Consider the following 11,772-nt stretch of genomic DNA (forward strand, 5'->3'; position numbering starts at 1 on the left):
AAAAATTACATATATTCAAAACCCATCTCAATCATTGATGATATCCAGAACCGCTCTTGCCTCCGTTGAGCGAAGCATCGCTCTGAAACCCGTCACGCTGATAACCGGCGCCAGGCAGGCGGGCAAGACCACACTGTGCCGGGAGATAGCCAGAAAGCATGGTTTCGGTTATGTTACGCTGGCGGACATGGCGGAGCGGTCCATGGCAAAAAATGACCCGGAGATGTTCATAAGCACCCACGGCACCCCCCTCATAATAGATGAGGTCCAGTATGCGCCGGGACTTTTCGATTCCATAGAGTCAGCGGTCGACAGAGCGAAATTCAGCACGGGCAGGAACGAAGGGATGTACATACTTACCGGCAGCCAGGCATACAACCTGATGGAAGGCGTGACCCAGTCCATGGCCGGCAGGATATCCATTGTCAGAATGTCCCCGCTGAGTCTCAGCGAGATCCTTTCCAGAACCGAGGTGCCGTTCACGGTCGATTTCGAAAAGAACATAGAAAGGTGCAGGGAGTACACGCTGGACCCGGAGAGACTCTACCGGATGATAGTCCGCGGGTCATACCCCGAACTCTATGAAAAAGAGAGATTAGGGGCGCATGAATTCTATTCGGATTATGTGGACACTTACATAGCACGCGAGGTGTCGCAGATAATGAACCTAAAAGATCAGAACAAGTTCCTCGAGTTCATGGAACTTATAGCCTCACTGACGGGCCAGGAGCTTGTGTACAACAATGTGGCCAATACGCTAGGGGTCAACATCAAGACCGTACAGTCGTGGATCAGCGTTCTGGCGGCAGGTGACATAATTCACCTTGTCAGGGCATATTCTGAGAGGTCCGCTGTAAAAAGGATCGTGAGGCACCCCAAGATATACTTCTCCGACACGGGACTGGCCTGCCATCTTGCAAAGGTAACCGACGCCGATACTCTAAGGGCGGGGTATCTCAAAGGCCCGATGGTCGAGACATTCATTGTCAACGAGATCCTCAAATCCTACAGGAACAACAAAGAGGACGCGGGCTTCCATTATTACAGGGATTCTCAGATGAACGAGATAGACTTCATGATCCTCAGGAACGGGACGTTATCGCTCATTGAATGCAAATCCGGAATGACATACGGTCCTTCGGACGTCAAGGCATTCAGTAGGCTGGATAAATCTGACTATAATGTGGGCCCTTCCTGCATCATTTGTCTGACGGAGAAGCCGTACCCGATAAAGGACGGAGTGTATGCCCTCCCTATTACCGTGATATGATGTATCTGCGGGAGGGCTGACCGAATACCCAACGGACACGCCGCCGGCTGATCCGTTGTCAAGGGACGGCCTCTTATGCCTTCTCTCAAGTACGGTCCGGCCGCGCTCAATTCTTAATCCACGCGCACTCTTGAAAGGACCGGAGGCCCGCCGCAGAACAAACAAAGTTTTATATAACGCAGTTCTTAGCCGGAATCCGTCAACCTATAGAGGTACCAGCGATGAGAAGGACCAACACATGCGGAGAGCTTAGGCCGGAGGACATAGGAAAGGAGGTCTGTCTTCAGGGCTGGGTAAGGTTCTCCAGAGACCACGGAGGAGTAGCCTTCGTCGACCTTGCCGACAGATACGGAATAACGCAGATAGTCTTTGATCCGGAAGATGTTCCGGCCGGAACGGACGTTAATTCCCTGTCGAATACCATGAGGGGGTTCGTCCGCGAGTCCGTAGTATCCGTCAGCGGCATTGTAAGAAAAAGGGTCGAGGGCACGGAGGACGGAAGGAACCCCACCGGAGATGTGGAGGTCCTCATCACAAGCGCGGAATTAATTAACAGATCAAGATCGCCGCCCTTCGAGCTCGGCGACCAAAAGGAAGGGGTGCTTCCCAACGAAGACACGAGAATGAGGTACAGGTACCTCGATCTCAGAAGAACGGAGATGATACAGGCCATGGAGACCCGGAGCAGGTTCCTCCATCTGGTCAGACAGTACATGAGCGAGAACGGGTTCCTTGAGATAGAAACGCCCATCCTCGCAAGATCCACCCCGGAAGGCGCCAGGGACTACCTGGTCCCGTCAAGGGTGCACCCCGGAACATTCTACGCCCTTCCCCAATCCCCCCAGCTTTTCAAACAGATGCTGATGGTCGGGAGCATGGACCGCTATTATCAGATAGCCAGATGTTTCAGGGACGAGGATTCCAGGAAGGACCGCCAGCCGGAATTCACCCAGATAGACGTTGAGATGTCATTCGTCGACATGAAGGACATCCAGGATGCGGTGGAAGGCATGATCGCATACGTCTGGAAAGGCCTTTACGGCAAGGAGATAGAGATACCGTTCAAACGCATAGGATACAAAGAGGCCATGGAAACATACGGGTCGGACAAGCCGGACCTGAGGTATGGTCTTAAGTTCGTTTCGCTCACCGAGACGGTGAAGGACGCCCCCTATGATATATTCCAAAGGATACTCAAAGCGGGAGGGATGGTCGCCGGCATAAACCTGAAAGCGGACGTCGCCGGTGAACGCATAGGAAGGAACGACGTCGACAGATACATCGGCCAGGCTAAGAAGTTCGGCCTCGGCGGACTCACATGGATGAGATGCAAGGACGGCAAGCTCGAGAGCAACATCACGAAGTATTTCACACCGGAGATCCTGGAAGCGATCAAGAAGAAGATGAACGCGGAGGAGGGGGACCTTCTGTTCCTCATCGCCGGGCCCTGGAAATCCACTTACGAGGGAGGAGGGGCGCTGAGAAGGAAGCTGGCGGAGGATCTGGAACTTATCCCGAAGGATGAGATGCAGTTCCTGTGGCTGGTGGACTGTCCCATGTTCGAGGTCGACCCGGTATCGGGGAAGCACGGCGCGTTCCACCATCCTTTTGTTCTGCCGGAGAACGATCTGAACGACCCGTATGTGGGAGGGGCGTGCTTCGACCTCTGCCTGAACGGCAACGAACTCGGGTCAGGGTCGTTAAGGATACACGACCCGGAGATGCAGGCCGAAGTATTCAGGAAGATCGGCGTGGATGACGAGAGGATAGAGGCCGATTTCGGATTTTTCATAGAGGCCCTGGGTTACGGGGCGCCGCCCCACGGAGGCATAGCCCTGGGAGTGGACAGGTTCCTGGCGATACTTCTGGGTAAGGATACGATAAGAGATGTGATCGCATTCCCGAAGAACAAGAAGGCAGTGTCCCTCTTCGACAAGTCGCCCGCCAAGGTGGATGAGAAGAAACTGGAAGAGCTGCAGATAATGTCCTTGGCCATAGACGATATCGACTTCGACGGCATGGAAGGCATCGACGAGGAGTGAACAGCATCTCCCGATAATATCTCGGCGCTTGAGCCTGACCTTCTAAGTTAAAACGCTTGTTTATCTATTTTCCAAGCAAAAACGCTTGTTAATTAATTATACAAGCGAAAACGCTTGAATACTTGTAAGTAATATCTCCGTTCAAAATGATAAACGCCGCATTCATCCTTGACATAAGGAACTCCAGGGACATGAAGAAAGGAGAGAGGATCGACGCACAGGAGAGACTCTCAGATGCAGCCGACCTTGCCAACAGCGTTTACGGAAAAAGTATAAGGTATAAGCTGGACTTTTCGGCAGGCGACAGCATACAGGGACTGTTCACAACCCCTTCGTCCGCAATCTGCTGCTACACCCTTATACGGTCCGCGGTCCACCCATACAGGATACGGTGCGGGATAGGTGTCGGAGACCTGATTGATATGCCGTATAAAGACAGCAACAGGATGGACGGTTCCTCATATCATAACGCACGCGATGCGTTGTCATCCTCAAAGGATGGCGGGCGTGAGGTGCTTTTCAGATCGGAAGGCAGCGGAGACCCCTTTGTGAACCAGTACCTCATGGCCGCGCACACACTGATGTCAAAGCAAAGCTACAAACAGGGAATAATCAACAATCTTGTGTTCTTACTGAACCCCCTAGCGGCCCCCGATTCAAACGGGAGCGAATATTATAAGAAAATATCCGGATTCGTAGGCATGAGTATTGACCAATACGGGGCAGGCAGGGAAACGCAGGGCAGACAAACGCTAGCTGATCTCTTCGAAGAACCCCCAGTCGGGCAGAACGGGACCGGCCTTAGTTTCAATGAGAGAACGATCGGCAGGAGTATCCCGGCAAGGATCGGCGACATGCTCGGCGTGTCTTCGGAGAATATCCGCCAGATGATAGTAAAAGGGGACATAGAGATGGTCCGTTCTCTATTTATAAGCGCGTCTTTGATAGCTGAGCACTTTTCGAATGGTGAAAAAACATGCTGAATTACATACTCATCATAGCCGCCTATCTGATCGGAGCCTTTTATCTGCAAAGATTCAAGGGCCCCTTCGGTCCGGAAAACAAGGGAAGAGACTATGCCGTCTCCCTGCTCCTGTACGCTGTTCCATTTATAGTCCCAGTCTTAATGATATCAGATACGCTGACGGATGTGCTCATCTATTTTCTTTTCGTTGCGGTGACGCATAATATCTGCCTGATCGGCCGCGGCCCGTTCGAAGCAAAAAAAGGTGGACTCACCATTTTCGCTCTCACCAACGTACTGAACGTTGCAATGCTCCTGATGACGGTGTATGTCCTTTTCTCCGGAAGCGAGATCTACGACTGGGTAACTGAGGCGCTCTCGTCGGCGTTCGGCGACAGGGCCGATTTCTACCTGTATCTCCTGCTGTCGCTGCTGATCTGCGCGGCCCCCTCATCGGAGTTCGTCAGACGGGTGCTGGATCATCCCCGTCTGTTCAGCGCCCATTGCGAAGAGGAGACCGGCAATGATGAAGCGGGTCTCGGCTCGGCGATAGGTATCTGCGAGAGGATCATAGTCCTGATCCTGGGGTCCATGGGAGGATATACGGCGATCGCGTTCGTCATCGCGGCAAAATCCCTTGCCAGACTTGAGCAGTTCAAGGAACGGTCCTTTGCGGAAAGATTCATCATAGGTACGTTCAGCAGCATACTGATCCCGATAATACTGCTCTTCATAATGTGGCAGATATTCTGACCCGCTTGTCGTGCGGTCTGTCCGCGAGACGGGGTTCAGAGCCTCGAATTCAGCGCGTTCTTTGTTGCCGAGACTATGTCCGATGAGGAGTATTTTCCTCCTGTTTCCTTCATCACATGGCCGATGACGCGGTTGAGCGCCTTTTCGTTCTTCTTTATCTCTTCGATGATCTCGGGATGCGCGTCAAGGTAGCCGTCTATTATCTGGCTCAGATCGGCGCTCTGTTCCTTTATGGCAGCGGCGTCCCTTCCGGTCATGTATGAGTTCAGCTCCATGTCCGCCTCGACGTCCGTTATCTTACCATCCTCAAGTTTTTTGAGTATCCCGGCGATCCCCTCCGGATCCTTCCCGGAGGCCTCGAATGCTTTCCAGTTAGAGCTCACCGCCCCCCTGGTCCATGATACCGCCGTTTTAACGGACCCGGTCGCTTTCGCTATCATCTCGAACACTTCCGCAAGGCCGATGGAGGTAGAGACGATCTGATCCGCCGTCTTCCCGTCAATGCCGTATTCTTTGCTGAGCCTTGCCGCTGTCTGAGCCGGGCTTTCTTTGATCGTAATGGACCTTGCGAGATCCCCGATGTGGAACAGTCCGAGATCCGGCTCATGGATGTAGCCGTAGTCAGACTCATATTCTTTCTTTCTCACGGAGAACGTCACTCCTCTTTCCTCATCGAAACCTCTGGTCTCCCTCTCGACCTTCCCTCCGGCCTTCAGGACCTTCGTCTGCCTTACGGCCTCGAAGGTCAGCGCCCTCTCCACGTTCTTCAGGCCGCTGACGTTCTTCACTTCCACTCTCTCCTTTCCGATGGATATGTTACAGTCGCACCTGATGCTCCTTTCCCCGTCGTCCGGAAGGTCTATCGTGTGGCGGATGTCTATTATCAGCTGTCTGAGGAACTCCCTCGCTTCTGCCGGCGTGGTGAAGTCCGGCTCGGTGACTATCTCCGTTAGAGGGGTCCCGGCCCTGTTGTAGTCCACAAGCGACGATTGGTCCCCGAACCTCTTTGTTTTTCCGGGGTCTTCCTCAAGCTGTATCTTCGTGATCCTGATGGGCCTCTTTCCGTTCATGTAATAGACGCCTTTCTTTCCGACAGGGTTCTCGTACTGGGTTATCTGTGTGCCCTTGCTCATGTCCGGGTAGAAGTATACCTTCCTGGAGAACCACATGGTGTCGGGTATCTCGCAGTTCAGCATCTTTGCCAGCTTTATCCCGTATTCCACGGCCTTTCTGTTCATCACGGGCTTGGTCCCGGGCATACCCAGACATCCCGGGCACACGTGGGTGTTGGGACCTTCGGCGTCCGTCGTCGGACAGGAGCAGAACATCTTTGACCTGGTGGGAAGCTGCACATGGATCTCCAATCCGATCATCATAGCGATACCTCCGGGCGCCTTGCGGTAAAGGCCGATCCCCATTCTTTTGCGAATGTCAGCAGGAGATCCTCCATCCAGTGGTCGGTGACCGCCTGCATTCCGATCGGCATCCCGCTTTCGCTGTAGCCGCAGGGAATCGACATGTGAGGCATGCCAGCTACGTTCGGAGGCAGGGACAGACGGTTGGCGTCATATGTCTCGGTGAACGTCATCTTCGATATTTCGCCGAATCTTGGGGAGACGAACGGCATCGTGGGGGTGAGAACGGCGTCATGGTCCGCAAGGACCTTTTTGTAAGACGATATCATATGCAGCCGGACCCTGAGCGCTTTAAGATAGTACTTCTCTCTCATCCCGGCCATCCTGACATATGTTCCCAGGATGATCCTTTTCTTCGCTTCCTCTCCGAAGTGCTCCGTCCTGATGCGCGTGAAATAATCATCGAACTTGAGGGAAAGGTCGCCGTCCTGCTGACCGTACCTCATCCCCACATAGCTCGCAAGGTTCGTGGACGCTTCGGACACTTCGAGCGCGTAGTAAACGGGAACGGCATACTTCAGAGAAGGCATGCTTATCATGTCTATTTCGATGCCCATTCCTTTCAGAGTATCCAGCGACGACATGAAACATGAAACGACGTCTTTGCTTACTCCGGCAAGAGAATCTTCCGGCACAGCTATCGATCTTATCTTCCTGCCTTTAAGCTCAAGCTCAGGCTGAGAGCATGACGTCGGGTCCCGAGGGTCCTTTCCGGAGATGGTCCGGAGCGTCTCGGCGATCCTGCCCGGGTCCGAAGACAAGATCCCGACGCTGTCCAGGGAGTTGCAGCAGTCTATCGCCCCGTACCTCGACACTCTGCCGTAGGTGGGGACGAGACCGTACACCCCGCAGAAACTTGCGGGGCAGGTAACTGAACCTCCGGTCGCCACTCCCAATGAGACATGATCCTGTATGACGGCAGCGGCGCACGCCGCTCCGCCGGACGAACCGCCGCATGATCTTTCAAGGTCGTAGGGATTCCTGGGAACGCCGAACGGGGAATAAGTGCCGAAGGATCCGAACCCGAACTCATCCATGTTGGTCTTTCCTATGAGCTTCCCTCCGGATGCTTTCATCTTTTCGATCACGGCCGCGTCGAACGGCGGACGGTATCCCTCAAGGATTCTGGAGCCGCACTTAGTCTCCATGTCCTTGGACGTAAGGCAGTCCTTGGCGGAAAAATGGAACTTTGGATCTCCGGTATCGGCGCCGGAGGCGATGCAGCTGAACATTGAGTACTTGCCGTTAAGCTTCGGGAGCGAGGTTAAGACGTCCCTCATAGCAGTCTCGGCCCCCTGACATAGTTCTCGTAGGTCTTCATATCCTTCAGAAGCTCGTACGGGTCGATGAAGATGCCCGGCTCGTCGTCCCTGAGGGCGTCAGCGACATCTGTCGGGTTGATACAATAGCCGTCCTCTTCGGGAGCCCCGTCAAGTGTGTCGAAACGATCAAGCATGTCGCCCAGCCATTTGCAGTATCTTTCAAGTTCTTCATCGCTGAGCGCAAGGTGTGCGGACTTCGCAACCTTTTTCACGGTCTCTTCGTCCATATGAGGTCAAAACCTCATCGTCCCCTTTGATTATATTATTTCCGAGTTAAGGTCTGTCGCCGCCGTCGGAACGCGGCGGTATCGATACCTGCGCTCCGTACGCCCTGTTTCCTTCTGAGATATCTGGTTTGGACCCGCGATCCTCCCGTCAGGCAGGCATGCTTCCAATTCTTCAGGTTATAGTCGCTGCGTGGATTTTTTGATGTGTTTTCAATGTTCCAAAATATGTATCAACTATCGTTTTCAATGTTCCAAAATATGTATCAACCGTTATTTTCAAAGTCCTAAAATATGTATAGCAGTACCGTAATACATCTATCTGGAATGCAAATTTCACAGGAGTCGGTTTATGCTTAGAAGAAATATCATGGATACGCTTGTGGAATGGAAGAACGGTCTCCCTAGATGAATTCATAAAAAGATACGATCCTCCCTGCGCCCTGAAGTTCGTATCAGGGAATGTAGGCGAACGGGGGAAGAAACTGACGCTGCCGCTTTACATGGCGATGTTCTTGTGAATCTGCGGATCGGAACAAAAGCGAACGGAGGTGGGTCCAAACCCGGCGGCGAGGTAAGAATCCATTATGATCGTTTCTATGAGTACGGAGCCTCAGCGTCCATCTCCGAGCTCTTATTCTGCATAATCAAGGTAACAGCCCGGGCCAACTTGTAATGTGCGGCCCGGATCCGGATCACGGTTCATCATACAGTATCAGCCCGTAGAGGGTCATGCCGTCCTTTCTGAACTCGAAATCTATGCTGTTCTCTTTCATGTATTCGTCCATCATTATCCCATAGGCGGCTATTGACGCCATCCTCTGGTCCGGGAACCTGCACGGATCGTCAGGGTATGAGCATTCTCCGCAGTATTTGCAGCCGCCGTCGGAAAGAGGCATCGCTCTGCAACCTTCCGCTCTCAGCGCGTTGCCGAAACTTCTGCACACATCCTGATGTTCAAGGCAGAGCTTTTTGAGAAGGTCACGATCGTTCAGATCAATGTTGTCGAATCTCTTTATGAGGATCGCGGCTTTTGAAAAGCTTTTCACAAGATCCAGGCAGTCCGTCTCGGTGCCCGCGCCGGGAGGGCACCCCCAGGTCACGCCGTACGCGCCGCAGGTGTTCTCCGCGCACAGTTCCCTGCATTTTTTCATCGAACGGGCGTCAGGAGAGGGCAGACCTATATTTTTAAAGGAATAACCGGCCGCCGCAGGGTCTTTTGACACAGTTTCCCAAACTTTTCCTATCATGCTCAGACATATTCCGGGAGGGTTATATACGTAACTTTGCCGCAGGCGGACGGCCGCCACGATAAATTATATACTCTACATAGGATGATATTTTTTAAGGGAAGACCGGAGCGGGAACGCTCCGGGAGGAGAGGACATGCAAGTAGCAAGGATTTCTAAAATAACCGAGTTCCGGCGCAACCTGTTGCTGACCGCAGCGATCGCGACGGCACTCGTAGTGATAACGTCGGCGGCAGTGTTATTCGCACCGGCGGCATCGGCGGATACGGCAGCAGATGTTCCGTATATTGACGAGTTAGGCGATACGCAGAATTGTTCGGAGGCCACGGTGCTCGATCAGGCATATTTCGCATCGCCGCCTTACTTACTGGACGATTCAGTCTCTGGCGGCTGGTATGTCGTGACGGGCACGATAAACCTTACAGATAAAATTACCATCAGCGGAAATGTCAATATCATCCTTGAAGATAATTGCGACATGACCGTCACAGCCGGTATCTACGACGCAGGCATTTCTGTTTCCGGAACGGACAGCCTGACCATCTACGCCCAGTCCGCAGGTATCGATACGGGCAAGCTCACTGCCAGCGGCGGCGATGACGGTATCGACAACGATGGCGGCGCAGGCATCGGGGGAGATAGCAGTAACGACGGCGGCACGATAACCATCAACGGCGGCACAGTAACGGCCAGCGGCGGCATGGGTGCTGCAGGCATCGGCGGCGGAGACTGGGGCGGCGACGGCGGCACGATCACCATCAACGGCGGCACAGTAACGGCCACCGGTGTCAGATACGGCGCGGGCATCGGCGGCGGCTACGGAGGCAACGGCGGCACGACCACAATCAACGGCGGCACCGTAATAGCCAAAGGCGGCTATGAAGGCGCGGGCATCGGCGGCGGCAACGGCGGCAACGGCGGCACGACCACAATCAACGGCGGCACAGTAACGGCCATAGGCGGCAGTCTCAGCGCAGGCATCGGCGGCGGCGGCAACGGCGGCGACGGCGGCACGATCACCATAGGCGGCGGCACAGTAACGGCCACCGGCGGTAGTCTCAGCGCAGGCATCGGCGGCGGCGACGGCGGCGACGGCGGCACGATCACCATCAACGGCGGCACAGTAACGGCCACCGGCGGCGAACACTATGGTGCAGGCATCGGCGGCGGCGACGGCGGCGACGGCGGCACGGTCACCATCAACGGCGGCACAGGAACGGCCACCGGCGGCGACGGAGGGGCGGGGAGCGGGGGGGGGTGTGGGGGGGGCAGGGATACATAGTGAGGGAGAGGGTCGTAGCGGGAGGGGGGGGGGGGGGGAGTATCGATATATTCAAAAGACTACCGTTTTTATCCGAGAAGCCTTAAAGCTAATTGCGGTAAAGAATTAGCTTGTGCAAGCATTGAAACAGCAGCTTGTGTTAAGACTTGATTTCTTACAAATTCAGTCATTTCACTTGCTATGTCAACATCAGAGATACGAGATTCTGATGCTTGTAGGTTTTCTCTTTGAACGGTCAAGTTTGTGATAGTATTTTCGAGCCTGTTTTGGATAGCACCAAGGTTGGCACGAAGATTTTCTTTTCTTGTGATGGCTGTGTTTATTTGTTCGAGTGCTCTCTGGGCAGCGTGCTGGGTAGAAACGGCTACATTAGCTTTTCCGTTTCCATCAGCTCTTGTTTCTCCTGCTAGTCTGAAGAGAGATTCAGTTCTTGCATCTCCGATACGGATGAAGTAATAATCTTGATCTCTTTGGTTGTTTGGACCAAAGTGGATCTTGATACCACCTATTATATCTCCGTTTGCATTTGCATAACCGTCTGTTTCTTCCCATCCAGAAGAGTTTGCCCACATACCTGCATCTGATTGCCACATATTTCCAGCTGTCCAGTAGCCATTTTCGCCGGCAATACTTACATTACCATTTAATAGCTTTCTGCCGTTGAAGTTTGTGGCGGTAGCGATACGATCAATCTCTGCTGCCATTGCAGCAAATTCAGAATGAATGATCATTCTTTGTTCGTTTGTATATGTACCGGTTGCGGCTTGCTCTGCGAGCTCTTTCATACGGATGAGTTTTTCATCGATAACTGCGAGGGCGCCTTCAGCTGTTTGGATGAGCGAGATACCATCTTGTGCGTTACGAATTCCTTGACCTAATGCGGCTATTTCAGCGCGCATTCCTTCTCTAATTGCCAGTCCTGCGGCATCGTCTGCTGCAGAATTGATTCTAAGACCTGTGCTCAATCTTTGAACAGATTGTGCGAGGTTGCTGTAATGGGCATTTAGCGTATTTGCTGCGCCATAAGCCATTAAGTTGTTGTTGATTACGAGTGACATTTAATTCCTCCATGATTTTTTTTAGTCTTCCTTGAAGAAGCTATGTTTGTGTGAATCTGCTATGATACAATCGAGGACGCGGCTAACCAAACCACTATATTATATGTAGGGAACGCATTTATGCGTTCCGTTTCATTATAGTCACTATATTTGTGTTTTTGTTTTTTAGATAACTTGAGTTTTAAGTAATGC

At 53.0% G+C, this 11,772-nt stretch carries 11 protein-coding genes and 2 pseudogenes; 7 read left to right on the plus strand and 6 right to left on the minus strand.

The window, feature by feature from the left end:
• Positions 1-37 precede the first annotated feature (37 nt).
• The 4 genes from FWG96_04245 (at position 38) to FWG96_04260 (ending at position 5,029) form a co-directional block, all read left to right on the plus strand.
• Positions 38-1,270, plus strand: coding sequence for an ATP-binding protein (locus tag FWG96_04245; GenBank protein MCL2032460.1), 1,233 nt, complete (start codon positions 38-40; stop codon positions 1,268-1,270).
• Between the two features lie 221 nt (positions 1,271-1,491).
• Positions 1,492-3,312 (plus strand): aspartate--tRNA ligase, encoded by a 1,821-nt coding sequence (gene aspS / locus FWG96_04250; GenBank protein ID MCL2032461.1) that lies wholly within the window; start codon positions 1,492-1,494, stop codon positions 3,310-3,312.
• A gap of 146 nt (positions 3,313-3,458) precedes the next feature.
• The gene (locus FWG96_04255) at positions 3,459-4,295 is read left to right on the plus strand and encodes a SatD family protein (protein ID MCL2032462.1); all 837 of its coding nucleotides are present in this window, start codon (positions 3,459-3,461) and stop codon (positions 4,293-4,295) included.
• A complete protein-coding gene (locus FWG96_04260; GenBank protein ID MCL2032463.1) occupies positions 4,289-5,029 on the plus strand; it encodes a hypothetical protein in 741 nt (246 codons plus the stop codon). The genes FWG96_04255 and FWG96_04260 overlap by 7 nt, the downstream gene beginning before the upstream one ends.
• Before the next feature lie 35 nt (positions 5,030-5,064).
• Here FWG96_04260 and gatB read toward each other — a convergent pair whose 3' ends face one another.
• From gatB to FWG96_04275, 3 genes are read right to left on the minus strand one after another with little or no spacing between them, the layout of a single operon-like run.
• Positions 5,065-6,405, minus strand: coding sequence for an Asp-tRNA(Asn)/Glu-tRNA(Gln) amidotransferase subunit GatB (gene gatB, locus FWG96_04265; protein MCL2032464.1), 1,341 nt, complete (start codon positions 6,403-6,405; stop codon positions 5,065-5,067).
• Complete coding sequence (locus FWG96_04270) at positions 6,402-7,724, minus strand: amidase family protein (protein ID MCL2032465.1); 1,323 nt, start codon at positions 7,722-7,724, stop codon at positions 6,402-6,404. The genes gatB and FWG96_04270 overlap by 4 nt, the downstream gene beginning before the upstream one ends.
• Positions 7,721-7,993, minus strand: a complete 273-nt coding sequence (locus FWG96_04275) for an aspartyl/glutamyl-tRNA amidotransferase subunit C (protein ID MCL2032466.1) — start codon at positions 7,991-7,993, stop codon at positions 7,721-7,723. Before FWG96_04275 ends, FWG96_04270 begins: the two co-directional genes overlap by 4 nt.
• 377 nt (positions 7,994-8,370) lie before the next feature.
• Here FWG96_04275 and FWG96_04280 point away from each other — a divergent pair, with 377 nt between their 5' ends.
• Positions 8,371-8,511 carry a hypothetical protein gene (locus tag FWG96_04280; protein MCL2032467.1) on the plus strand — a complete coding sequence of 47 codons (141 nt, stop codon included), beginning with the start codon at positions 8,371-8,373 and terminating at the stop codon, positions 8,509-8,511.
• A 174-nt stretch (positions 8,512-8,685) separates the two neighbouring features.
• Here the strand turns inward: FWG96_04280 and FWG96_04285 are convergent, their stop codons facing one another.
• On the minus strand, positions 8,686-9,240 hold the full coding sequence (locus FWG96_04285; GenBank protein MCL2032468.1) for a DUF2284 domain-containing protein: 555 nt from the start codon (positions 9,238-9,240) through the stop codon (positions 8,686-8,688).
• A 478-nt stretch (positions 9,241-9,718) separates the two neighbouring features.
• Here FWG96_04285 and FWG96_04290 point away from each other — a divergent pair.
• Positions 9,719-10,209, plus strand: a pseudogene (locus FWG96_04290) (hypothetical protein).
• Here FWG96_04290 and FWG96_04295 read toward each other — a convergent pair.
• A pseudogene (locus FWG96_04295) lies at positions 10,129-10,293 on the minus strand (Arp2/3 complex-activating protein rickA). The pseudogenes FWG96_04290 and FWG96_04295 overlap by 81 nt on opposite strands.
• Here FWG96_04295 and FWG96_04300 point away from each other — a divergent pair.
• Positions 10,262-10,522, plus strand: coding sequence for a hypothetical protein (locus FWG96_04300; protein ID MCL2032469.1), 261 nt, complete (start codon positions 10,262-10,264; stop codon positions 10,520-10,522). The pseudogene FWG96_04295 and the gene FWG96_04300 sit on opposite strands and share 32 nt — an antisense overlap.
• A gap of 68 nt (positions 10,523-10,590) precedes the next feature.
• On the opposite strand, the gene FWG96_04305 is transcribed toward FWG96_04300, so the two are convergent.
• Complete coding sequence (locus FWG96_04305; protein ID MCL2032470.1) at positions 10,591-11,580, minus strand: flagellin; 990 nt, start codon at positions 11,578-11,580, stop codon at positions 10,591-10,593.
• Positions 11,581-11,772: the final 192 nt, after the last annotated feature.

Source organism: Candidatus Methanoplasma cognatum (assembly GCA_009777615.1).
In the GTDB taxonomy this organism is placed as follows: Archaea; Thermoplasmatota; Thermoplasmata; order Methanomassiliicoccales; family Methanomethylophilaceae; genus Methanoplasma; species Methanoplasma cognatum.